General features: G+C 60.1%; 18 protein-coding genes and 1 pseudogene. 11 read left to right on the top strand and 8 right to left on the bottom strand.

Annotation, left to right across the window (positions count from 1 at the left end; genetic code table 11):
• Positions 1 to 46 precede the first annotated feature (46 nt).
• Positions 47 to 1,144: pseudogene (locus FIV35_RS30350) on the top strand (cache domain-containing protein); the annotation flags it as partial.
• Positions 1,145 to 1,231: 87 nt separating this feature from the next.
• Positions 1,232 to 1,999 (top strand): methyl-accepting chemotaxis protein, encoded by a 768-nt coding sequence (locus tag FIV35_RS30345; protein ID WP_376782731.1) that lies wholly within the window; start codon positions 1,232 to 1,234, stop codon positions 1,997 to 1,999.
• Here FIV35_RS30345 and FIV35_RS19220 read toward each other — a convergent pair.
• From FIV35_RS19220 to FIV35_RS19210, 3 genes are read right to left on the bottom strand one after another with little or no spacing between them, the layout of a single operon-like run.
• The gene (locus FIV35_RS19220) at positions 1,989 to 2,783 is read right to left on the bottom strand and encodes a nucleotidyltransferase domain-containing protein (protein ID WP_034138278.1); all 795 of its coding nucleotides are present in this window, start codon (positions 2,781 to 2,783) and stop codon (positions 1,989 to 1,991) included. The two genes, FIV35_RS30345 and FIV35_RS19220, sit on opposite strands and share 11 nt — an antisense overlap.
• A complete protein-coding gene (locus FIV35_RS19215; RefSeq protein ID WP_034138279.1) occupies positions 2,780 to 3,259 on the bottom strand; it encodes a P-loop nucleotide/nucleoside kinase family protein in 480 nt (159 codons plus the stop codon). Before FIV35_RS19215 ends, FIV35_RS19220 begins: the two co-directional genes overlap by 4 nt.
• Before the next feature lie 20 nt (positions 3,260 to 3,279).
• A complete protein-coding gene (locus tag FIV35_RS19210) occupies positions 3,280 to 4,308 on the bottom strand; it encodes a UV damage endonuclease UvsE (RefSeq protein WP_034138280.1) in 1,029 nt (342 codons plus the stop codon).
• A gap of 196 nt (positions 4,309 to 4,504) precedes the next feature.
• Between FIV35_RS19210 and FIV35_RS19205 the strand changes: the two genes are divergently transcribed.
• Both FIV35_RS19205 and FIV35_RS19200 read left to right on the top strand, forming a co-directional pair.
• Positions 4,505 to 4,918 (top strand): DUF2231 domain-containing protein, encoded by a 414-nt coding sequence (locus FIV35_RS19205; protein ID WP_034138281.1) that lies wholly within the window; start codon positions 4,505 to 4,507, stop codon positions 4,916 to 4,918.
• Positions 4,915 to 6,207, top strand: coding sequence for a PQQ-dependent sugar dehydrogenase (locus FIV35_RS19200; RefSeq protein WP_034138282.1), 1,293 nt, complete (start codon positions 4,915 to 4,917; stop codon positions 6,205 to 6,207). Before FIV35_RS19205 ends, FIV35_RS19200 begins: the two co-directional genes overlap by 4 nt.
• A 42-nt stretch (positions 6,208 to 6,249) precedes the next feature.
• Here FIV35_RS19200 and FIV35_RS19195 read toward each other — a convergent pair whose 3' ends face one another.
• Positions 6,250 to 7,647 carry an MFS transporter gene (locus tag FIV35_RS19195; protein WP_034098152.1) on the bottom strand — a complete coding sequence of 466 codons (1,398 nt, stop codon included), beginning with the start codon at positions 7,645 to 7,647 and terminating at the stop codon, positions 6,250 to 6,252.
• A 354-nt stretch (positions 7,648 to 8,001) separates the two neighbouring features.
• The gene (locus tag FIV35_RS19190) at positions 8,002 to 8,490 is read right to left on the bottom strand and encodes an Hcp family type VI secretion system effector (protein ID WP_034096079.1); all 489 of its coding nucleotides are present in this window, start codon (positions 8,488 to 8,490) and stop codon (positions 8,002 to 8,004) included.
• Positions 8,491 to 8,677: 187 nt separating this feature from the next.
• Here FIV35_RS19190 and ssp4 point away from each other — a divergent pair, with 187 nt between their 5' ends.
• The 5 genes from ssp4 (at position 8,678) to FIV35_RS19165 (ending at position 15,351) form a co-directional block, all read left to right on the top strand.
• A complete protein-coding gene (gene ssp4 / locus FIV35_RS19185) occupies positions 8,678 to 9,592 on the top strand; it encodes an Ssp4 family T6SS effector (RefSeq protein WP_034138283.1) in 915 nt (304 codons plus the stop codon).
• The gene (locus FIV35_RS19180) at positions 9,589 to 10,161 is read left to right on the top strand and encodes a hypothetical protein (protein WP_052198960.1); all 573 of its coding nucleotides are present in this window, start codon (positions 9,589 to 9,591) and stop codon (positions 10,159 to 10,161) included. The genes ssp4 and FIV35_RS19180 overlap by 4 nt, the downstream gene beginning before the upstream one ends.
• A 486-nt stretch (positions 10,162 to 10,647) precedes the next feature.
• Positions 10,648 to 12,150, top strand: a complete 1,503-nt coding sequence (gene proP, locus FIV35_RS19175) for a glycine betaine/L-proline transporter ProP (RefSeq protein WP_034138284.1) — start codon at positions 10,648 to 10,650, stop codon at positions 12,148 to 12,150.
• Between the two features lie 51 nt (positions 12,151 to 12,201).
• Positions 12,202 to 12,708, top strand: coding sequence for a GAF domain-containing protein (locus FIV35_RS19170; RefSeq protein WP_034098156.1), 507 nt, complete (start codon positions 12,202 to 12,204; stop codon positions 12,706 to 12,708).
• A 90-nt stretch (positions 12,709 to 12,798) separates the two neighbouring features.
• Positions 12,799 to 15,351 (top strand): bifunctional diguanylate cyclase/phosphodiesterase, encoded by a 2,553-nt coding sequence (locus FIV35_RS19165; protein WP_034138285.1) that lies wholly within the window; start codon positions 12,799 to 12,801, stop codon positions 15,349 to 15,351.
• A 9-nt stretch (positions 15,352 to 15,360) separates the two neighbouring features.
• Here FIV35_RS19165 and FIV35_RS19160 read toward each other — a convergent pair whose 3' ends face one another.
• Positions 15,361 to 16,182 (bottom strand): AraC family transcriptional regulator, encoded by an 822-nt coding sequence (locus FIV35_RS19160; protein WP_034138286.1) that lies wholly within the window; start codon positions 16,180 to 16,182, stop codon positions 15,361 to 15,363.
• 101 nt (positions 16,183 to 16,283) lie between these two features.
• On the opposite strand from FIV35_RS19160, the gene FIV35_RS19155 reads away from it, so the two are divergent.
• A complete protein-coding gene (locus FIV35_RS19155) occupies positions 16,284 to 17,495 on the top strand; it encodes an MFS transporter (RefSeq protein ID WP_034098162.1) in 1,212 nt (403 codons plus the stop codon).
• Positions 17,496 to 17,601: 106 nt separating this feature from the next.
• Entirely contained in the window at positions 17,602 to 18,765 is a 1,164-nt protein-coding gene (locus FIV35_RS19150; RefSeq protein WP_034138287.1) for a GGDEF domain-containing protein, read from the top strand.
• Positions 18,766 to 18,829: 64 nt separating this feature from the next.
• Here FIV35_RS19150 and FIV35_RS19145 read toward each other — a convergent pair whose 3' ends face one another.
• Entirely contained in the window at positions 18,830 to 19,891 is a 1,062-nt protein-coding gene (locus FIV35_RS19145; RefSeq protein WP_034138288.1) for an HD-GYP domain-containing protein, read from the bottom strand.
• The gene (locus FIV35_RS19140) at positions 19,876 to 22,773 is read right to left on the bottom strand and encodes a sensor histidine kinase (protein WP_083377868.1); all 2,898 of its coding nucleotides are present in this window, start codon (positions 22,771 to 22,773) and stop codon (positions 19,876 to 19,878) included. The genes FIV35_RS19145 and FIV35_RS19140 overlap by 16 nt, the downstream gene beginning before the upstream one ends.
• Between the last annotated feature and the right edge of the window lie 210 nt (positions 22,774 to 22,983).

The following is a 22,983-nucleotide window of genomic DNA, read 5'->3' as shown; positions in this document are numbered from 1 at the left end:
CCTCGCCCTGTTCAGGGGCGTGGCGATTTGGCCGCCCTCCACGCTGATGGTCGTCTCGATGAAAATAAAAAATAAGCTTGTGCTGGCTTTTGTTTCGGTTGCGTTTATCCCAGTGAGCCTGGTGGCCGTCATCTCAGTGATGAACACCCGGACTCAGGCGGTGGATCAGTTCATCGACGGCAGTACCCGGGAAATCCGCCAGATCGATGGCAATATCCGCCAGTTCTTCGACGGCACGCTGCAGAACGTCGATCAAATGGCCACGGATTCTGTATACACCTCGGTCAACACGCTAAAGAATTACCAACCCGCCGACGCGGCCGCCCAACCGCTGCCCGCCGAAGCGCAAACGGTGATCGAGCGCTTCGCCCGCTATGGCGCCACCCACCCGGCGGCGGCGATCCTGTCCATCGGTCTGGAGGACGGCACCTACGCCAAATGGCCGGACGATCCGCAACTGGCCAAATACGACCCGCGCGCACGCCCCTGGTACAAAGCGGCGATGGCCAGCCCCGGCAAGACCGTGCGCACGCCGGCCTATTACTACGATAAAGACGACGTGGCCCTGGTAGGCACCGCGCGCGCCATGCTCGACAGCGCTGGCAAACCCAAAGGGGTATTCGTGGTCAGCGTGTCGCTGAAGAACCTGACCGAACTGGTCAAGAGCATCAAGCTCGGCGACAGCGGTTACGTGATGTTGATTGAGGACGGCGTGGTGCTGGTCGACCCACGGGACGCCGCCCACAACTTCAAACCGCTGAAAGACTTGGGTACGGCCTACGCGCAATTGGCGCAAACCACGCAAGGCTCCACCGAAGTGGAGATCGACGGCGTGCGCTACATGGCCAACGTGTGGACTTCTCCCGGCCTGGGCTGGCGTTATATCGGCCTGATCGAAAAAAGCGAAGTGATGGCCGAGGCCACGCGCATGACCTACCTCACCGCCATCATCGTCGGCGTGCTGGTGTTGATTTTCGGCCTGATCGCCGCAGCGTTCTCCAAAGTGATCGTCAAGCCGATCGGCCAGGTCAGCACCGGCTTGCAGTCGATTGCCGAGGGCGAAGGCGACTTGCGCCATGAGCTGCGGGTACACGGCAAGGACGAAACTGCCGAACTGGCCGGCTGGTTCAACAAGTTTCTCGCCGCCATTCGCCAGTTGATCCAGCACATCGGCGCGGCCTCGGCCAACCTGCATAACGCGTCGAAGGTCAACAGCGAGGTGGCCCACAACATGAACGAGGCTGCCGGTCGCCAGCGCGAGGCGGTAGAACTGGTGTCCACTGCATTCAATGAAATGGTGGCCACCGCCAACGAAGTCGCCCGCTCCTGCAGCGGCGCGGCCGAATCCGCCGAGAATGGCCACCGCCGCGTGGCCGAGGGCAAACAACAGATCGAAGCGACCACCGACAACGTCAACCGCCTGGGCCGCCGCTTGAGCGAGTCGTCCCAGGCCATGGTCGAGCTGGAGGCCGGCAGCCGCAGCATCAACCAAATCCTCGGCACCATCCGCGCGATTGCCGAACAGACCAACCTGCTGGCCCTCAACGCTGCCATCGAAGCGGCCCGTGCCGGCGACCAGGGCCGCGGCTTTGCCGTGGTGGCCGACGAAGTCCGCGCCCTGGCCAAGCGCACCTCCGACTCCACGGGCGAGATCGAGCACCTGCTCGGCACCCTGGAAAGCAAAACCCAGGAAGTCACCCAGAAGATGGACAGCTGCATGGACCTGTCCAAAGCCAGCGTGTCGTCCATCGAAAACGCGCGGGACAGCTTCGAAGGCATCCAGACCTCGGTCAACGAAATCCGCGACCAGAACCTGCAAATCTCTGCCGCCGCCGAGGAACAACACAGCGTGGCTGAAGAGATCAACCGGCATATCCAGCAGATCTACGACGAAGCACGTTTGGTGGAAAGCCTGGCCAACTCGGCCCAGGATGACTCAGGGCGCCTGTCGAAGCTGTCGGATGAGTTGAATGGATTGGTGGGGCGGTTTAAGTCCTGAGGAGGGTTTCGCGCTGCTGTGAAACCAACCACTCCACAAATACCTGCAGCCGCGCGCAGAACTGATCGCCCGCGGCGCCAGGGTTGCGCGCTTCAAACAGAAAGAACGCTACCTGGGTGACCATCGCCGGGTGGCTCTGGAGGAACATCGCCACATGCTCTTCCAGTGTTTGTGGCCACATCGTTGCCGCTTCCGAGCGCAATATCTGCGTCGCCCTGATCAGTTTGCGTGACGCTTCACGCTGCAAGCGCAGCCGATCCGCCTCGATAACCGTTTGCCCAATAGCGCAGATATAGCTGTTCAATACCGAATAGACGTCACCATTCAACGCCAGCGCGATTTCACGGCATGGGCGAAACCGCTCGAAATGGACGCAGAGGTCATTGCCCCAAATACAACGACACTGATGCTTGAGCCAAAACCCCCAAAGGTTGCGGTTTTCAACCGCCATGACCTGCGCGCGCTCGCCGATATCGAAGTCGACTTTGGTGACGTGCGGGTGACGCCGTTCAAGTTCACGGCGAACGCGTTCCAATTGCTCTGCTACCTGCGGGGTCTGCGGCTCGCGCAGTACCAGTGTAAGGTCCAGGTCGGACTGGCCGGGCGTCGCGTCACCCCGTGCGACGCTGCCGTAAACGTACAAGCCATCGAGCCCCAACGTTTGCTGCGACAGCAGTGAGCAGGCATCCGCCAACACCGACTGATACTCAGCCTGTACAGGCACCTGCGCCACGGTGAGGATAAAACCCTCGGTGTCCAGGCCTTGTGACGCTGACACGCTCACGGCCGATGCACTTCAATCACCAGCCCCTCAGCCTCGCTCGGCACGCAGAAGTGCCGGGTGATCAGGTCGAACTCGGCGTCGGTGGCGGCAAAGTCGTGTTCGCCGCCGGCATTGCGCGCATGCAGGCGGGCGCGGCAGGTGGCGTCGTCCAGTTCCAGGTAGTGCAGGCAGTGCGGCACTTGGGCGCTGTGGGCCAGGCTCAACAGCCATTCGCGATTGGCCAGGGTGTTGGCCGGAAAATCCAGCACCACATTGACGCCGGACTTGAGCAGGTCGATTACCAGTGGCCCCACCACCCCACGCATGCGTTGCGCACAGCGCAGGTAGTCAGCGATGGACAACACTTCACCGGGGTACAGTTGCGCCAGCCACGTGTCTTCGCTGAGCAGGATCGCACGGTGTTCAGCCACCAGGCGCCTGGCCAGTGTGGACTTGCCGGAGGCGATCTTGCCGCACAACAGGTGCAGAGTGGGCATGGGAGGAAACTCCTTTGTCTTCACGTGGCCTGGGATTGCCAATACTCGTAGAACGCCAACGATGCCACGTTCTTATCCTTGGCCTCCAGCATGATGTCGAAGCGATCCAGGAACTGCAGGGCGTAGTCGTTGGTCCAGCGGTTCCACATCTGTTCGCTATGGGCGTACAGGTCACGCTTGGACACCACCTGCAACAGCGCATCCATCTCCAGCTTGCGTTCGGCGTCAAAACCCAGGTCTTGCAGACGCTCTTGAGGCTGGGAGTAGTGCATGGTCGGGCGCACGCCGCGCCAGCTGTCGATCACCCGGGCGACCCGTGGGGAATCGGGGTCGATATAGGCCTGCTCATGAATCCAGCAATGGTGGATATCGAGTACCACCGGGGCCAGATCGGCGACTTGCAGGCAGTGATCCAGGCCGTAGGTCTTTTCATCGTTTTCGAAGGTAATGCAGTGACGCGCCACCTCCGACAGCCGCGCCCACACCGCGCGTGTACCTTCCACGCCCAGGCGGCCGGCGATATGCACGTTGCATTTGAGATCCTGGAAGCGCCGGCCATAGCCCATCATGCGGATCATATCGGCGTGGTACTCAAATTCGGCCACGCTGTTTTCCACCACATTGGGGTTTTCCGAGCCGAGCACGCAGTACTGGCCGGGATGAAACGACAGGCGAATGTCCGAGGCCCGCGCCAACTCGCCGATGGCGGCGAAGCCTTCGATCAGTTGCTGTTGGATGGCCGGGTCGCGGTAGACGCCCGCCACTTTGGGGTGGCTGTAAAACGGCAGCAGATCGCTGCTCAGGCGCAACATGCGCAGGGTCGGCGGCAGCGTGGCGACGTACGCCAACAGCTGCAATTGCGCCGCCAGGTTGTGGGTGACCACCTCCACCAATTTGTCGCGGGCGACGCTGGGGTCGACGCTGTCCATCCAGCGCAACGTGGTGGTACGCGGGTTGAATGGACCTTCGATAAGTTTCAGGGCACCGGTCGAGAGCTGGCGGTCGGGGTGCTTGTATTGGCAGGCAAAGCCGATGCGAGGGTGGGTCATGGAAGGGCCTGGGCTGAGTGAGGGCGAGATCATAAGGGCTTGGGCCGAGGAACACGCAACGCGGTTCATAATATTTCGACACGTATCCTCGGCATAACATCTATGAACTTTCCTACAAATGACGCGTTCCTTTCCTATGCGAAGTCATCGCACCCCTGAGCCCAGGGCGCCGAACAAGTAAGGAGCCGCTTACCCTATGACCACCCTCCCCACCTACCCCGATAGTCGGCCAGGTCCGTTGCACGCGACCTTGCTGGCCGGCGGCGTGCCGCTATTTTTGGGCGCGTTGCTCAGTGACATTGCCTACGCCCAGACCTTTCAGATTCAGTGGGCCAACTTCGCGTCCTGGCTGATTGCCGGTGCGCTGGTCTTCTGTGGTTTGGCGCTGCTGTTCGCGTTGGTCAACCTGCTGCGCGCGACCCACAAAGCCGGGCGGCCCGTCGTTTATGTGCTGCTGTTGGTCACTTGGGTGCTGGGGTTGATCGATGCGTTTCAGCACGCCAAGGACGCTTACGCCATGATGCCCGCCGGCCTGGTGCTGTCGGCCATTGTGACCGTGCTGGCGATCCTCGCCACCTGGACCGGCCTGCGCACCGGAGGTGCCCGATGAAAACCTGCTTCCCATTGACCGTGCTCAGCGCCGCCCTGCTGCTGAGCGCTTGCGGCGCCGAAGGCGACAAAACCCAGGCCCGCGGCCCCGACCCCAAACTGCCGGAACAACAGAGCAGCCTGCTGCCGAGCATGAAAATCGCCGAGCCAACCCCATGGGGCGAGCAGAAACCCACCGTACCGGAGGGTTTCAGCATCACGGCAATCGCCACTGACCTTGCCATCCCACGCCAGACCCTGGTGCTGCCCAACGGCGATATCCTTGTCGCAGAAGGCCGTGGCGGCAGCGCGGCCAAGCTCAAGCCCAAGGACGTGATCGCCAGCGTGATCAAGGCCCAGGGCAACACCCAGGTCAAGAGCGGCAACCGCCTGACGCTGCTGCGCGACGCCGACGGCGATGGCACTTATGAACTCAAGACCGTATTCGCCGATAACCTCAACGCGCCCTACGGCCTGGCCTTCGCCGACGGCAAACTGTACGTGGCCAACCAGGATGCGCTGGTGCGGTTCGACTACAGCGATGGCCAGACCAAGGCCAGCGGCGCGCCGGTCAAAGTCACCGACCTGCCGGCGCAGATCAACCACCACTGGACCAAATCCCTGGCGGTGAGTGCCGACGGTCGTCAGTTGTATGTGGGGATCGGTTCCAACAGCAACATCACCGAGCGGGGCATGGAAGTGGAGATCGACCGTGCCATGGTCTGGCAGATCGATGCCCAGACCGGCGCGCATAAACCCTACGCCACCGGTTTGCGCAACCCCACCGCGCTGACGATCCAACCGGATTCCGGGCAATTGTGGACAGTCGTCAACGAACGCGACGAACTCGGCCCCGACCTGGTGCCGGATTACCTCACCTCCGTACGTGAAGGCGCGTTCTACGGCTGGCCCTACAGCTACTGGGGCCAGAACGTCGACCCACGGGCGCAACCGCAGAACCCGGCGAAGGTCGCGGCGGCGATCAAACCCGACTACAGCCTGGGTTCCCATGTGGCCGCCCTGGGCGTGGACTTTTCCATCCCGGCCATGGGCGAACGCTTTGCCGACGGTGTGTTCGTCGGCGAGCACGGCAGTTGGAACCGCGATCAGCCGGTGGGCTACAAAGTGATCTTCGTGCCATTCAAGGACGGTAAACCGGCGGGCGAGCCCGTGGACTTCGCCACCGGTTTTCGCGGGGAAGATGGCAAAACCCGAGGGCGCCCAGTGGGGGTGACGGTGGATCCGAAAGGCGCATTGATCATCGCCGATGACTTGGCCAACACCGTGTGGCGGGTAACGCGCAACCGTTGATCGCGCACTGCCGGAGCGGTCCAACCGCTCCGGCAGGTTCACTTACAGGTCAGTGATTTCCTTGTGGCGCGGCACCAGCGCTTTCATCACGCTCCACGCGGTGAGGTAAGCCAGGGCGCAGATCGCGAACATGATCATGTAGCCGGTGTGGATGTCATTGATGGACTTGTAATAGTCGAACACCCAGCCGCCGATCTTGGTCATCACCACCCCACCCAGCCCACCGGCCATGCCGCCGATACCGACCACGGAGGCGACGGTCTTTTGCGGGAACATGTCGGAAACCGTGGTGAAGATATTGCACGACCATGCCTGGTGCGCCGAGGCGCCCACACCGATCAACAGTACCGGCACCCAGAAGCTGATGTAGCCCAAAGGCTGCGCCAGCAATACCACCAGCGGGAACAGTGCGATCACCAGCATGGCCTTCATGCGGCCGTCATAAGGCGCGTCGCCACGGGCCATAAAGTAGCTGGGGAACCAGCCGCCGCCGATGCTGCCGACCATGGTCATGCTGTACAGCACGGCCAGGGGCATCACGATATCGGCGCCTTTCATGCCGTATTGCGCCGCCAGGTAGGTGGGCAGCCAGAACAGGAAGAACCACCACACGCCGTCGGTCATGAACTTGCCGAAGGCAAAGGCCCAGGTCTGGCGGTAGGTGAGCAACCTGAACCACGAGACTTTTTTGCCAGTGGCCGGTGCAGTGGCGAACGGCTGCACGGTCTGGTCGCTACGGATGTAAGCCAACTCCTCGGCCGAAAGGCGCTTCTGATCCTCAGGCTTTTTATACAGCCCGACCCAGACCGCCACCCACACGAAACCGAGCATGCCGATCACCATGAATGCCGCTTCCCAGCCCCACAAACCGGCGATCAGCGGCACGCAGATCGGCGCCAGGATCGCACCGACGTTGGCACCGGAGTTGAAGATACCAGTGGCTAGGGAGCGTTCTTTCTTGGGGAAGTATTCGGCAGTGGCTTTGATCGCAATCGGGAAATTACCCGCCTCGCCAATGGCCAGTACCGCGCGGGACAGCATAAAACCGGCGATCGACACCGGGATCACTGCCAGGCCGATAGCACCGCTGATAGCGGCGATGCCCTCGCCCATCGGCACGGAAAACGCGTGCATGATCGCGCCGGTGGACCAGATGCCGATGGCAATCACATAAGCGGCCTTGGTGCCGATCTTATCGACAAAGCGCCCGGCGAACAGCATCGAAATCGCGTACACGAACTGGAACACGGCGGCGATGTTGGCGTAATCGGTATTGCTCCAGCCGAACTGCGTCGACAACTGCGGGGCCAGCAGGCTCAGCACCTGGCGATCGAGGTAGTTGACGGTGGTGGCGAAAAACAGCATCGCGCAGATAGTCCAACGATAGTTGCCGACGGCCTGGCCGACACGATGGGCGTTGATGGGCTCGCTTAGATTCATGGCATCACTTTTTATTTTTGTTAGATAGGACATATGTAACGTCATATGTCGTCGTACAACTGCGACTTTTATATCGGGCCGTGTTGACGCTGTCAACGTGGTTTTGCGGGTAGATGAGTCAGTCTCGCGAAAGCAAAGTCATATGACGACAAGGCTGATAATCACCGTTTCAACCTGTTGGGGCGATTCTCAGAGTTGCGCACGCCTTGGGCATCGCCTGCGTGAGAAACGCGGTGTGCTGTCGAGGGTCTGCTGCGCAGCCCAGCGCAGGGCAAGCCAGCTCACCACAGCGTTATGAGCCAGTCTTTGAGATTTGCGTTGATACTGCCGTATTTCGCCGATATGAGAGCGGCTTCAGGCCTTCACGTTCTGCCGGATATTCCAGCCGAACTTCACCGGCCCACCCTCCTTGGCGCCATCGGCTTTCTGCGGTTGGTAGCTGACGTCGACGGTGGCGAAATTCAAGGCGATGCTGTCGAAGAGCACATCGTCCTGACTATTGGCACCGGTGCCGTAAGACACCACCATCACTTCCTTCAGGGTGATCACCAGATACTCCACAGGGCTGGAACCGCCCGCTTTGCGCACCACCAATCGTGCTTCGGGATAATGCTTGCCGCTGGCACAGGCCATCATCAGGTTGGGGCTGGATTTATCCAGCGGCTTTTTCAGGTTCAGGTTGGCAATATTGACCTTGCCCGCGCCCCCTCCGGTGCCTGAGTGCATCGAGCCGGTCTGCGACAACCCCCACGCCCACTCGGAGATATCAATCTCATCGCGATGGGCCTGGTCCCGTGATTCACCCTTGATATCGCCCAGTTTCAAAAACATATCGACTGCCATATTGGCTCCTTGTCGTGTTGTGCGTCGCAAGTGACGTGGGGCGCACTGTTCTCGAACCAGGGCGGCGCTCACAAGATGGGAATGCGGGATCGAGAAGCACCTGTCTTGAAAAGGCGAAACGTCCGACATTAATTTGCGCCGCTGCATCTTTACCCTCTCGACTCCCCAAAAACCCAGGAGTTAAGGAATGACGACCGCCTTGTTCAAGGATGGATTCCCCTCGGCCCACCGCACCACCCGCCAACGCATTGAAAGCAGCATCGACCTGCGTCGATTGTTCCACGTCATCGATGCCGACCCTGTGCTGATTGGCGCAGGGGTGGTGTACATCGATGCGGACTTCAACGTGGTAACGCTGCGCGAGTTCCAGGCGATTTGCACTGTGCAGCCGATCAAAGTGGTATTGCGGGAGGCGCCCCGGTATGTGGGGCCGGTGGAGTTCAAGCGAATGCTGGAGCATGAACCGCGGGAATCTAAATTAGTGGGTGAGGCGCTGAATACGACGGTAACGTGTGCGGGGGCGATACTGAGCTGGACGGTGATCTGGAGCGGAGTTGCGTTGATGCCGTTCACCGCCGGTGCAAGTGCAATTATTTCCTTTACCGCTAAAGCGGCAGCAGTGGCCAGTACCGCGCAATGTTTTATCGGATTAAGCAGAACGAGTGTTGAAGCATTCAATCGGCAGGCTATTGATCGGCTCGACAGCGAGGCTTGGTATCAAGCCACGGTCGCTGTGCTGGATGGCATCGCCTTGCTGGGAGTTGCTACGTCCGCCCTGACGACAATAAGAACTGTCAACTTGACTAAGAAAGTAACGGGTAAACCCATTCGGGACGTGCTGAGAGGGCTCACCCGGCAGGAACGGGCAAAGCTCAATGATGAGCTGCTTAGAATCCACGACCCACGACTGACAACGAAACTGCTCAAGCTGAAACAAGCCGCAGGAACAGCCACCAAACGCATCAGTGCGGCGCAAATGCGACAAGCCACCGCCAATCACATAAGAGATGTATGGGCTGCAGCCGCAGGGTTCACGAGCAGCGCTACGTCAGGAAACGCTCGGACTTTCGCCGTCGGCATCTATGAAGAACTCGGCCAATGAAAAAGCAAAAGGCGTTGAAAGCCTTGGAGAAGTTAGGCCATGACACTAGCGTTAGCTTGCCAGACTCGAAAGCGTTGAGTGGAAGGGATTTCTTCTACGCTAAGTTTTATATAGAAGATCCACGACCATGGCGTAGACGTTACATGTTGGTCTTCGGTGGGTGGTTGCTTTCCGGGTGTTTTAGCATTGCCCTGACTGGCGTCCTGATCATGGTTACCTATCTTTCAGAAGCCCCAGAAGCTTCTTCGTTGCGTAATTGGTTTTTTGGCGGAGTGGCGATGAGCGTGGTGTTTTCCGTTGCACAGATTGAAGTGCTATACGGTCGCATCCACTGGGTCTGGGTAAACGTCGCGATATACCTCGCCTGTCTGCTGGTAGCACTTCCCAGTATCGCCTACCGCCCCAACGCCTACCTTTACTCCCTCTGCCTGCTCAGCCCCCTGATCGGCCTTTTGATCCTCAACAGCAACCGCTGCCGCGAACTGCGCCACAAAATGGTCGAAATCCGCCACAAGCGCGAAGCCATCATCGCGGCCCTGAAAAAACAGGGCCGTTGGAAATGGTGGTAAGCCTCCACCCCATCCCCTTGAATGGTCCAACCTCGATACCCACACATCCTCGGTGAAAACATAACCTGAGAAAATGCGATTTTTGTGGTGAGCGGGCTTGCCCCGCGCTGGGCTGCGAAGCGGCCCCAAAACCAAGCCCCTCGGTGTGCCCGATAAAACCACAGCGTCTGGAATGGGGCTGCTCCGCAGCCCAGCACAGGGCAAGCCTGTTCACCACAAATGAGTGTGGCGTGTATATGCCCCCCTGCTGCATAGCGCCGCGGGGTTGAACAGGGTCGCCGAAGATCGCGAATAATCCCTGCACACTGTTACGGCCTGACTCACAGCGGGGCATTGGTGACTGCTGCTGAGGGGTGAGGTCGCCGACCTCATCCATAAAAAAACCCAAATAGTGGTGAATTATTTCGCATGCACTTGTATCTGAAGTGACAGAGCGGTGCTGTCGCAGTGATAGCACCTCCCCTGTTCTGTTTTAGAGTGATCCGCATGAAATCACGTAAGAAAAGCGTCAATCCCATCGGATTGAATGACATCACCATTGTCGATGACACCAAGATGCGCAAGGCGATCACCGCCGCTGCACTGGGTAACGCCATGGAATGGTTCGACTTTGGCGTCTACGGGTTTGTCGCCTATGTGCTGGGCAAGGTGTTTTTCCCGGACGCTTCGCCCAGTGTGCAAATGATCGCCGCACTGGCTACCTTCTCGGTGCCGTTCCTGATCCGTCCTTTGGGTGGCCTGTTCTTCGGCGCCCTGGGGGACAAATACGGACGACAGAAGGTGCTGGCGGCGACCATCGTGATCATGTCGCTGAGTACCTTCGCCATCGGTCTGATCCCCGGCTACGACACTATCGGTATCTGGGCGCCGATCCTGTTGCTGCTGTGCAAAATGGCCCAAGGCTTCTCGGTGGGCGGTGAATACACCGGCGCGTCGATTTTCGTTGCCGAGTATGCGCCGGACCGCAAGCGCGGCTTTCTCGGCAGTTGGCTGGACTTCGGTTCCATCGCCGGTTTCGTGCTCGGCGCGGGTGTGGTGGTGCTGATTTCCAGCATCCTCGGCGAAGAACAGTTTGAATCCTGGGGCTGGCGCCTGCCGTTCTTCCTGGCCCTGCCCCTGGGCATCATCGGTCTTTACCTGCGCCACGCGCTGGAAGAAACCCCGGCGTTCCAGCAGCACATGGACACCCTCGAACAAGGCGACCGCGAAGGTCTGTCCCACGGCCCGAAAGTGTCGTTCAAGGAAGTCGCCACCAAGCATTGGCGCAGCCTGTTGACCTGTATCGGCATTGTGGCGGCCACCAACGTGACGTACTACATGCTGCTCACCTACATGCCGAGCTACCTGTCCCACAACCTGCACTACAAAGAAAACAGCGGTGTATTGATCATCATCGCAATCATGGTCGGCATGCTGTTCGTGCAACCGTTCATCGGTTTTGTCAGTGACAAAATCGGCCGCAAGCCGTTCATCATTGCCGGCAGCGTGGGTTTGCTGTTGCTGGCCATTCCAGCCTTTATGCTGATCACCAGCGGCAAGATCGGGCTGATCTTCGCCGGGCTGCTGATCCTGGCCGTTGTGCTGAACTTCTTTATCGGCGTGATGGCGTCGACATTGCCGGCGATGTTCCCTACGCACCTGCGCTACAGCGCTCTAGCCAGCGCCTTTAACGTCTCGGTGCTGATCGCCGGCTTGACCCCGACCGCTGTCGCCTGGCTGGTGGAAACCACCAATGACCTGTACATGCCCGCCTACTACTTGATGGCGTTTGCAGTGGTCGGCCTGATCACCGGCGTGACCATGAAAGAGACCGCTAACCGCCCCCTGCGCGGTGCGGCACCGGCGGCCTCGGACATGGAAGAAGCCAAGGAGCTGCTGCAAGAACACCATGACAATATCGAGCAGAAGATCGAAGATATCGACGCCGAGATCGCCGAACTAGAAGCCAAGCGCGAAAACCTGGTGCAACAGCATCCTCGTATCAACTAAGACCTGTCCGCGCGCGGTGGCCCCAGCCCCCGCGCCTTTGGAGTGTTCAGCATGCTTTCCAGCGTCACCGCACCACTGTCATTGCTCAGCCCAGAAGAACGCGCCGCCATCGCCGAAATCGAAGCCACTACCAGCATCCTGCAACTTGTCACACGCCTGACCGGCATGCGCTTTGCCGGTATCGCCAAATTTACCGACTTGGAATGGGTCGTGTGCTCGGTGCATGACCCTTTCGACATGGGCATCCACCCGGACGACGTGCTTGATCTGGAAACCACCCTATGCAGCGAGTTCTGCATCAACCCGCAGACCCTGTTCATTCCCCAGGTCAGCCAGAACGGCCGCTTCGCCGCGCGCCCGGTGGTCAAGCAGTACGCCATCGAGAGTTACGCCGGCACGCCCATCTTCCTCCCCGATGGGCGCCTGTTCGGTGCGCTGTGTGCGCTGGACTCCAAGGCGATGCTGTTCGACGACCCCAATCTGGCCGAAACCCTTAGCCTGTTCGCCCGCCTGATCGGCTGCATCTTCTTTGCCAACCTGACGGCCCATGAGCGCTAGTTGATGCCGCGCTTGAGCCGCTCAATATTTCGCCGAGGGCGCCGATAGCCTGTCATACCCATGACTTGCAGCGACGCCCTGCGGGAAATAATGCCGAATACTCTCGCTCCTATCGTCCGTACCCTCTCCACCCGCACCAGTCTGTCGCTGACCCGCACGTCACTGCTCAATTTCATGGCCTTGCTGGCCGGTGTGTTCGCGGCGGCGGCTTACTCGCTGGTGTACATCGCCCACGACCTGGACCATACCGAGCAGGTGGAAAGCGCTTTTTATACGCGCAAAGCCATGCAATCGATGGAGAAATCCCTGCGTGTGACCGTCAAGGACTACGCGTTCTGGAGCGATGCCTACCAGCACCTGCATATGAAGGTGGACACCGATTGGGCCTTTGTCCGTGAAAACGTCGGGCCGACGCTGTATCAGGACTTCGGCTTCCAGGGGCTGTTTGTGGTCGACGATACAGACCGCACGGTGTATGCGGTGGTCGAGGGCCAGATGCAACACCTCGAACTGAGCCAATGGCTGGACCAGCCTATGGCCCAGATTCTCGAACAGGCCCGCGCCGGCGCCGATGACGAAACCCCGGTCACGCGGTTTATCAATGTGCATGGCACCCCCGCATTGATAGCCGCAGCGGCGATTACCCCCGGCACCGACCCCACCGTGGAAAAGGACGGCCGAAAGTCTTCCGTGCTGGTGTTTGTAGACCTGCTCACCGCCGACAAATTGGCCCTGATCGGCAATGAGTTCGGCATTCACAATCTGCACATCGCCACGCCTGACGACATCGGCAATGTGTTGCTGGTACCCCTGGGCAACAACGGCGACGCCGGCAGCCTGCACTGGGAGCCGGAGCGCCCCGGCCTGCGGCTGATGGCGGTCGGTCTGCCGCTGCTGGGCCTGGCGGCGCTGCTGGTGTGTCTGATGGCCTGGGTGATTTCCCGCCGGGCCACGGCGGCGGCGCAGGCGCTGGACGCCAGCCACGCCTCGCTGCAAGACAGCCAGAATGCCTTGGCCACCAGCGAAGCGCGGTTTCGCGATGTGGTGGAGGCCAGTTCCGATTGGGTCTGGGAGATCGATGGCCACTGGCGGTTCACCTACCTGTCGGAACGTTTTCAGAGCGTCACCGGCCTGGACCGTCACGCCTGGATCGGCGCGCCCATGCTCGACCTGCTTGGCTCCGAGGCCGGCGTGCTCTCGCAATGGCTGGGCAGCCCGGACCGGCATCCAGACCTCAGCCTGCAGTGTCGTTACCTAGACGCTCAGGGCCAGGAACGCATGACGCGCCTGGCCGCGCGACAAATGCCTTGCGGCGGCTTCCGTGGCACCGCCACCGACGTCACCGAAGAAGTCGAGGCCCGGCGGCGCATCGAGTTCCTGTCCCAACACGACGCCCTCACCGGGCTGGCCAACCGCACGCGGCTGCAAGCGTTCCTCAATGGCAAGCTCAAGATCCTGCCGTCGCCGGACCACCCGCTGGTAATGCTCAGCCTCGACCTGGACCGTTTCAAACCGGTCAACGACCTGCTCGGGCATGCCGCCGGCGACCGGGTGCTCAACGAAGTATCCGGGCGCCTGGCCGATTGCGTGCGCCACGGCGACCTGGTGGCCAGGGTCGGCGGTGACGAATTCGTGCTGATCCTCAGCGAGGCCGGCAACCAGGACGAAGTCGAGAATCTGTGCCGGCGCCTGATTGCCTCCATCGAACAGGCCGTGCGTATCGATGAACAGGAAGTGTTTATCAGCGCCAGCATCGGCATCGCGCTGGCGCCCAATGACGCCAAAGACGTTACCGAACTGCTGCGCTATGCAGATATCGCGCTGTACGAAGCCAAGTCCGCCGGGCGCAGTACTTGGCGCTTTTATTCCGGCGAAATGAACACGCGGATCATCGAGCGGCGCCGCCTGGAAAGCGATCTGCGGTTCGCGATCAAGCATGCGGAATTGCGTTTGCACTTCCAGCCGCGCTATCGCATCGCCGACGGGCAAATGGTCGGGGCCGAAGCCCTGGTGCGCTGGCAGCATCCGGTGCGCGGGCTGATCGCGCCGGACACGTTTATTCCGATTGCCGAAGAGTCCGGGCTGATCCTGGCGCTGAGCGACTGGGTGCTGGAAACCGCCTGCGCCTACGCCGCGCGCTGGCCCGACCTGTTGTTTGTGTCGGTCAACCTGTCGCCCACCGAGTTCCGGCGCGGCAACCTGGTGGAACGCGTGAGCCTGGCGTTACAGGCGTCGGGGATCGACCCGGCGCGGGTCGAGCTGGAAATTACCGAGAGCGTGATGCTCGAAGATGCCGCCGTTGCGCTGGAGGTGATGCACGCCCTCAAGCAGCTCGGCGTGCGCATCGCCATGGATGATTTCGGCACCGGCTATTCGTCCCTCAGCTACCTGCGCGCCTTCCCGTTCGACGGGCTGAAGATCGACCGCAGCTTCCTCAATCGTCTGGAAGAAAGCGAGGACGATAAAGCCATTATTCAGGCCATCGTCGGCTTGGGTCGCGCGCTGTCGTTGACGGTTACCGCCGAAGGCATCGAGACCGCCGAGCACTTGGCGATGCTTAAATCGGTGGCCTGCGACGAAGGCCAGGGCTACTACCTGAGCCGCCCGCTGGATATCACCGCGTTCCATGGTTTGCTGGGCTGACCCGCCGAGCTAGGTGAAAAACTGACTCGGCGTCTTGCCGAATTGCTTTTTGAACATGCTGGTGAAGGCGCTGGGGCTGTCGTAGCCCAGCGTCAGGGCCACGTCGATAATCTTCTCGCCCAGCGCGATGCGCTCCAACGCCAACAGCAGGCGCACCTGTTGGCGCCATTGGCCGAAGGTCATGCCGGTGTCCTTGCGGAACAGACGCTGGATGGTTTTCTGGTCCAGCGCCAGGCGCGCGCTCCAGTCGGCCACGGTGGAGGCATCGCCCGGGTCGTGTCGCCAGGCCGCGCAGATCTGCTGGATACGCGAATCGGCCGGCTGCGGCAGCGACAACGGCAAGGCCGGTAACAAGGCCAGTTCATCCAGAATCAGGTGCATGATGCGCGCGTCCCGCGAATCCTCGGCGTACGGCGGTTTAAGGCTGACCGATGCCTTGATCAACTCGCTCAGCAGCGCTGAGATGCTCACCGCTTTGGTCTCGCTCGGCAAATTCGGGAAGCTGCCGGGGCGCACGAATACGCTGCGCATTTTCAGCGCGCCCACACAGCGCAGGGAGTGAACGTGGCCGCTGGGCATCCAGAAACCACGATGGGGCGGCACCGTCCACTGGTTGTGCGCCGAACGCACGACCATCACGCCCTCGGTGGCGTACAGCAGTTGGTGCTTCTCATGACTGTGGTCGGGGATCACCCAGTTTTCCGGGTAGTCGGTGGCCGAACTGATGACGGCCCAGTCGCCTTCATCGATCTCCCGCAAGAATGTATCCAGTGATTTGATCATTTCGCCCTTTTTGCGATGATTGCCGCCCCAATTTCGCGAGACAGGCATTTGCGCCGAATCTAGCATAAACACCGCGTCTAGATATGGAGCAGCGGTTCATAGCACCGCTGCCCGCTTTCACTGTTTGCTGCCTTGTATGGAATGCCTGCATGTCGACCCTGACCGCCTCACCTGCCGCCGCCTCAAGCCCACCCCAAGCCAGCCCACTGGTGTTGCGCGTTATTGGCGCGTGCGCCCTGGCGCACTTGATCAATGACCTGATCCAGGCCGTGCTGCCGTCGATCTACCCGATGCTCAAGGCCAACTATGGGCTGAGCTTTACCCAGGTGGGCATGATCACCCTCACCTTCCAACTCACCGCGTCGCTGTTGCAGCCGTGGATCGGCTACCACACCGACCGGCACCCGAAGCCGTGGCTGCTGCCGGCCGGCATGGTATGCACCTTGGTCGGCATCCTGCTGCTGGCGTTTGTCGGCAGCTTTCCGGCGATCTTGTTGGCCGCGGGCCTGGTGGGCGTGGGCTCGTCGACCTTTCACCCGGAAACCTCACGCGTTGCGCGCCTGGCCTCGGGCGGGCGCTACGGCCTGGCGCAATCGACCTTCCAGGTCGGCGGCAACACCGGCAGCGCATTCGGCCCACTGCTGGCGGCGGCGATCATCATCCCGTACGGCCAGGACCATATCGCCTGGTTCGGCCTGTTTGCCGTATTCGCCATCGGTGTGCTGTATGGCTTGAGCCGCTGGTACCGCAACCACCTCAACCTGTTCAAGCTCAAGCAAGGCAGCCAGGCCACCCACGGTCTGTCCAAAGGCCGCGTGACCTTCGCTTTGGTGGTGTTGGCGGTACTGGTGTTTTCCAAGTACTTCTACATGTCCAGCCTGACCAGCTACTTCACCTTCTACCTGATCGAAAAATTCCAGCTGTCGGTGGCCAACTCTCAGTTGTACCTATTCCTGTTCCTCGGCGCGGTGGCGGCGGGCACGTTCTTCGGCGGGCCGATCGGCGACCGCATCGGGCGTAAGAAGGTCATCTGGTTCTCGATCCTCGGCGCCGCACCGTTCACCTTGGCCCTGCCCTACGTCGACCTGTTCTGGACCGCCGTGCTCAGCGTGGTGATCGGTTTTATCCTGGCCTCGGCGTTCTCGGCCATCGTGGTGTTCGCCCAGGAACTGGTGCCGGGCAATGTGGGCATGATCGCCGGTATCTTCTTTGGCCTGATGTTCGGCTTCAGTGGGATCGGCGCAGCCTTGCTCGGCCTGCTGGCGGATAACCACGGTATCGAATACGTCTACAAGCTGTGCTCGTTCCTGCCGCTGGTGGGGATACTCACGGTGTTGCTGCCGTCGACCAAAGGGGTCTGACCGCCGGCCATCGGATGGCGGTATGCCATTACGGTTTGTGTTCTGAAAAACCTGTGTGTGCGCTTACAATTCGCGTTTAAACGCACACCAGGCAGTTCTGCACGATATGACGCTCGACCCTCCCACGATTCTGGCCCTGACCGTCGCCCTGGCGGCCGCGGCTGCGCTTTACCTGTTGATTGAATGGCGCAGTGTGCGCGAACCGTCCTTGCTGTATTGGAGCGCCGGTTTCGCCACCATCACCGTCGGCTCAACCCTGGCGCTGCTGCGCATAAACGGCTACCTGGTGATCGGCATCTGGTTCGCCAACGGTTTGCTGGTGAGCGCACATTTTCTGTTTTTGCTCGGCGTGGCGCGGTTCACCCAGGTGCGCCTTTCACCGCTTTGGGCACTGATGCTGGTGGTGTGGCTTGGCATGCTGATGCTCCCGGCCGACCTGCCGTGGTCCAAAGCCATGTTGGCGGTGCAGTCGCTGTTGGTGGCCTTGCCGACCTTGCGCGCCAGTTTCCTGCTGCGTCCCCATGGCAAATCCCTGAGCGTCGGTGCGGTGCAACTGCGCTATGTGCTGCTGATTCACGGCGCCTTCTACGTGGCCAAGGCCGTGTCGGTGGTGATCCCCGGCACATTGATCGACCTGGCGGCGTTCAAGGGCGAAATCATCCAGGTGTCACTGGTGGAAGGCGCCATGGCGATCATGCTGATCGCGTTGTCCATGACCGGCTCGGAACGCTACCGCCGCGAACAGCACATCGCCCGCCTCGCCGCCCGCGATCCACTCACCGCCCTCTACAACCGCCGCGCCCTCGACCTGCGCGCACCACGCCTGCTGGCCCAGGCCTCGGCGGCGCAACCGGGGGCGCTGCTGCTGATCGACATCGATCATTTCAAAGGCGTCAACGACCTGCACGGTCACATCGCCGGCGACCGACTGTTGATCGCCTTGAGCGAAATGATCCGCAGCGTCACCCCCGACGGCGCCCTGGCCGCGCGCCTGGGCGGCGATGAATTCGTCATCCTGCTCAACGCCACCAGCGCCGAGCAGATCGTCGACCTGGGCAACCGCCTGCGTGGGCAATTCCAGCAACTGGCCGGCCAACACTTCGCCACGCCGCAACCGGTCACGCTGAGCATCGGTGCCCTGCTCTTCGACCAACCACCGGCCAGCCTGGCGGCGTTGATCGAACAGGGGGATGGGGCGCTGTATGAATCCAAGCGGGGTGGGCGCGACCGGATTGGGTTAGTGGATCGGACGGGGGGAGCATCGAGCTGAGGCGCGTATATCGGCAGCCTATTTGAGGTCGGTATAAACGGTGATGACCCGGCAGGCGGCCATATCAGGCCTCTGACCCATCCGGCGACCGCAAGCGATCTATCTCGTCAAAGAGACTAGAAAAAATATCTACCAGGAAAGGGTCGAACTGGGTGCCGGCCTGATCGGTGATGAAACGCCTCGAACGCTCGACATCCCAAGCCTGCTTATAGGCCCGAGGCATTCTTATGGCGTCGTACACATCGCATATCGACACAATCCTTGCCGACAATGGGATTTGCGTACCTTGCAACCCGTTAGGGTAGCCGGTGCCGTCCCAACGTTCGTGATGCGCCAACGCAATCTCCGCTGCGAGATCCGTCAACGGAGAACCGTGCGGGTCACGCAGGATTTCATAGCCGATGCGCGCATGCTCCTGCATGATCTGCCGCTCTTGCGGCGTCAGCGCTCCCGGTTTTTGCAGGATTGCATCGGCAATGCCGATTTTCCCGATATCGTGCAGCGGAGCCGCCATCTTCATAAGTTCGCACCACGGGGAAGGCATGCCGATTGCCTTCGCCAGCAATGCGGAGGACTCGCCGATACGAACGATATGCTGCCCCGTGTCATCGTCGCGATAGCTGGCTGCTCGATTCAAGCTGCTGCTGATCGCCTTGTAACTGGACGCCAGTTGAACGGTGCGTAACTCGACTTTGCGCTCAAGCTCGGCATTGACATCGCGTAGCTGCTTCGCCGCCTGCGACAGCTCCAGGCAATTGCGTACGCGCAGTAGAACTTCGGGCAGGTCAATGGGTTTAGAGATGAAGTCGTTGGCGCCCTTTTCCAGGCCTTTGCGCCTGTTCTGCTGGTCGTTCAGGGCCGTTACGATGATGACCGGCGACTCAGTGCGGTCGCGTTTATTGAGACGATCGAGGATCTCAAATCCGTCAGGCGCGGGCATGTCCAGGTCCAGCAGCACCAAGTCCCAGGCGTTCGAAAGCAGCCAGTCCAGCCCTTGGGCCGAATCGCTGAAGGTTGTGATGTTACGCAGGCCCACGGCCCGCAAGCATGAATCCAGAAGCCTGAGATTGGTGGGCACATCGTCGATAATCACGATCCTGCTTTCAGCATTTATTTTGGCGAACATGCGTCTGCCCTCTTCGCAATGAGCGTCAATACGAGATGACGAATACTCTGCCTCCCCAAGGGAGAAGGCACTATAGCTTGGCACTCCAAGGGGTCATCCGAGGCCTGGTCCATAGCCCCACGAACCACGATGATCGACATGGCCGCCTCGGCGAACTGCGTGCGTAAACTGCGGAAAAACGGATCCAGCACAGGCGCACGATGCGCTGTGGCGACGATCAATACGCTGACTGCCGTGTGTTCAAGCACAAGGCTGGCCTCAGGCAACGTTTCGACCCTTTGCACCTCGAAATCACCGGCCAAAGCATCCCGGACCACCTGACCATCCTCGGGGTTGCTGCTGACCAGTAGCACGCAGGGCAAACCCATGGCTGACGCCGTGGAATCGCTCCCTGGTGCAGGAAAAGCCGAAGAGCACATGTCGATCCAGAAGGTGCTTCCCACATCGACCAGGCTTTCAAAGCCCATGGTGCCATGCATCAGGAACGCCAGGTCCCGGCACAACGCCAAGCCAATGCCAGTGCCCTGGATGGAAGAGTTCTCTTTACCCAAGCGCTGGAAGGGCCGGAACAGCTCCTTCTGCACATCCGCGGAAATGCCCAGCCCGGTATCCTTCACGTAAAGACGCAAGCGCGCGCCCGTCTCGACAACCATGGCTCCCAGCGTGACATCGCCACCGGGCCGGTTGTACTTGATTGCGTTGGATAACAGATTGATCAGGACCTGCTTGAGACGACGCTTGTCCGCCCAGACGTGCCATGTATCCGCAGGCGCCTCGATGTGCAAGGTTTGGCGGTGCGCGCAAACCTGCTGTTGAACCATGTCTGCGCAGTTGGATAGCAGGCTCGCCACATTCACCGGTTTGAGATCCAGCAATGGCTTCTCGGCCTGCAGGCTGGAGAGATCAAGCAGGTCGTCCACCAACTGAATAAGGTGTTCACTGGCCCCGATTATTTCCTGCAAGTTGGCCGTCTGTTGCGATGCATCGTCAGCCGGCTGCATGAGTCCCAATTGGGCAAACCCGTAAATGGCATTCAAGGGCGTTCGCAATTCATGACTCATGCTGGAGATGAACTTGGATTTGGCCGTACTGGCGGCCTCCGCCTCCAGGGTTTTCTCCCGTAGGTCCAATTGGGTCTGCTTGAGCGTCGTGATGTCGACGCAGGCCACGACCACGACAGTGGAATCATCCAGCCGCGACGGCTCCAGGGTGCGGCCTCGGCAAAGGATCCAGATCAACGTGCCATGCACGTCTCTGATGCGGAACTCCGCTTCCGACGCCACGCTGGCGCTGCTGCTGGCCTCTTCCAGAAACCGCGTGAAGATCTGCCGATCTTCAATGGGAATGTTCTCCAGCAGAGTCGCCATCGGCACTTCATTGGCGGCGAAACCGAAACGCTGGCACAGGGCTCCCTTGAGAATAAAGCGCTGCCGTTGGGGGTAATACTCCCAAAGCCCTTCGGCAAAACTCTCCATGACCAATTCGAGCCGCTGCTGTGTGGAGCTGCGCACGAACTCAGCCTGGGCCAACTGCCTGCCCATGCCCAGTGCCTGGTTGGACATTGACCAAAGTTCGATGATGTCCGAAGGGCTAGCAGCCGGTTGCCAGTTACCCCGACCGATTTCCCTCATCATTCGTGAGACGCCTTCCACGGGCCTACTCAGTTGGCGACTGAGATCGCGTGCGCGCCACCACATGAAGGCAAAGAACAAGGCGTAGAACAGCACCAACCCCGCAATCAACAAATAGCCCACTTCACGGTAATGAGTGGCGAGCAGATTGGTCTCTTGCATAACCGCCGCCTCGTCCACTACCGCCAGCAAGAACCAACCGGTAGAGGGGATCTCATCCCAGGCGACCAGGTGGGGCCGTCCATTCAACGTCAGCGTCACGATGCCTTGTGAGTGCGCGGGTAGATTTTTGTTGAGACTGGCAAGGTCCGGATGCCTAGCGAGGTTCAAATCCGGCGATTGCAAACGCTCGTGATCAATAGGCTCACCAGCGGGCTGGCTATCGACGCGCAGGGAAAAATCACGTTGACCCGCCTTGGGGACGGCCATGACATCGAGCTTGTTGTTGACCAGCATCAGGTAGCCATCCCACGGCATCTGCAATTGCTCGATCCGCTTCAAGATCCCGTCGACCGTTACATCGACCCCGGCTACGCCTTCAAGAAAGTCACCTTTGTAGACCGGTGCGATGGCGGACATCATCCATCCCTGGCCGGCCGGGTCCAGGTAGACATCCGTCCAGACCACTTTTCTTTGCGGGTTATGCTGGGCATCGGCCAGGTAGTAGAAGTTGTATTGGGTGATGTCCATGTCATGGGGATATTGTTCGAGCGTATTGAACCAGGGATAGATCCGGTTGTAGCTGTCCCAACTGTTGAAATAGATGCTGGCAATAAGCGGATCACCCTCCTTCAACTGCTTCATCATGAAATCTTGATTCGCCAGAAGCGATATCTTGTAGAGATCCTGTTTTTCCGGCGCCGTGAGATTGGAATAAAACGAGGCGGATCCGCCGTCGTTTACCGCACTGTAACGGACACCATCGGCGCTTAATGAAAGCGAGGCCGCCGTGAGATTCTGGTTTTCGGTCAGTTCATGCTCAGTGGACTTGGCATAAAGGCCGATCGCCTTGTGGATCTGCTCCAGTTGGCCTTGCACCAACAAGGCATTCTGCTGGACAGATACCTGAATGTCTCGTGTCGCACTTTGATGCAGGTACTCGATCTGGGAGTTTCGGATGGATTGGTTCGTGATGAAGTAAGTGGTGATCAGCACGCCTTCCACCAAGACGAGTGGCAACAGACTGGTACTGGCAAACGCGCGCCAGATCCATCTGCGCAGACTGACTCTCTTTTTTGGAGCTGCTTGCATAGGCACGCTCGTTGCGTTGGCAACATGAGTGATATCACAATGATATCATTGTGAGAGCATCCCTGCTCTCTGTCCATATGGGACGCCCTTACTTTTGTGCGAGACCTGGCCCATCCGGTAGGGACACCCAGCCGCGATCAAAAGCCCGTGTGTAGCCTATGACCATAGTCGAACACTCGATTTTTGGGCTCACGACTTAAGCTATGCTCA

Source organism: Pseudomonas rhodesiae (genome assembly GCF_007858255.1).
Lineage (GTDB): Bacteria > Pseudomonadota > Gammaproteobacteria > Pseudomonadales > Pseudomonadaceae > Aquipseudomonas > Aquipseudomonas rhodesiae.
This window is presented reverse-complemented; position numbering and strand designations above follow the sequence as displayed.

Coding starts and splice junctions, on each gene's coding strand:
- FIV35_RS30345 (WP_376782731.1), top strand. CDS start 1,232: ATGAACGAGGCTGCCGGTCGCCAGCGCGAGGCGGTAGAACTGGTGTCC.
- FIV35_RS19215 (WP_034138279.1), bottom strand. CDS start 3,259: ATGCCCACTCTGCACCTGTTGTGCGGCAAGATCGCCTCCGGCAAGTCC.
- FIV35_RS19210 (WP_034138280.1), bottom strand. CDS start 4,308: ATGACCCACCCTCGCATCGGCTTTGCCTGCCAATACAAGCACCCCGAC.
- FIV35_RS19205 (WP_034138281.1), top strand. CDS start 4,505: ATGACCACCCTCCCCACCTACCCCGATAGTCGGCCAGGTCCGTTGCAC.
- FIV35_RS19200 (WP_034138282.1), top strand. CDS start 4,915: ATGAAAACCTGCTTCCCATTGACCGTGCTCAGCGCCGCCCTGCTGCTG.
- FIV35_RS19195 (WP_034098152.1), bottom strand. CDS start 7,647: ATGAATCTAAGCGAGCCCATCAACGCCCATCGTGTCGGCCAGGCCGTC.
- FIV35_RS19190 (WP_034096079.1), bottom strand. CDS start 8,490: ATGGCAGTCGATATGTTTTTGAAACTGGGCGATATCAAGGGTGAATCA.
- ssp4 (WP_034138283.1), top strand. CDS start 8,678: ATGACGACCGCCTTGTTCAAGGATGGATTCCCCTCGGCCCACCGCACC.
- FIV35_RS19180 (WP_052198960.1), top strand. CDS start 9,589: ATGAAAAAGCAAAAGGCGTTGAAAGCCTTGGAGAAGTTAGGCCATGAC.
- proP (WP_034138284.1), top strand. CDS start 10,648: ATGAAATCACGTAAGAAAAGCGTCAATCCCATCGGATTGAATGACATC.
- FIV35_RS19170 (WP_034098156.1), top strand. CDS start 12,202: ATGCTTTCCAGCGTCACCGCACCACTGTCATTGCTCAGCCCAGAAGAA.
- FIV35_RS19165 (WP_034138285.1), top strand. CDS start 12,799: ATGCCGAATACTCTCGCTCCTATCGTCCGTACCCTCTCCACCCGCACC.
- FIV35_RS19160 (WP_034138286.1), bottom strand. CDS start 16,182: ATGCCTGTCTCGCGAAATTGGGGCGGCAATCATCGCAAAAAGGGCGAA.
- FIV35_RS19155 (WP_034098162.1), top strand. CDS start 16,284: ATGTCGACCCTGACCGCCTCACCTGCCGCCGCCTCAAGCCCACCCCAA.
- FIV35_RS19150 (WP_034138287.1), top strand. CDS start 17,602: ATGACGCTCGACCCTCCCACGATTCTGGCCCTGACCGTCGCCCTGGCG.
- FIV35_RS19145 (WP_034138288.1), bottom strand. CDS start 19,891: ATGTTCGCCAAAATAAATGCTGAAAGCAGGATCGTGATTATCGACGAT.
- FIV35_RS19140 (WP_083377868.1), bottom strand. CDS start 22,773: ATGCAAGCAGCTCCAAAAAAGAGAGTCAGTCTGCGCAGATGGATCTGG.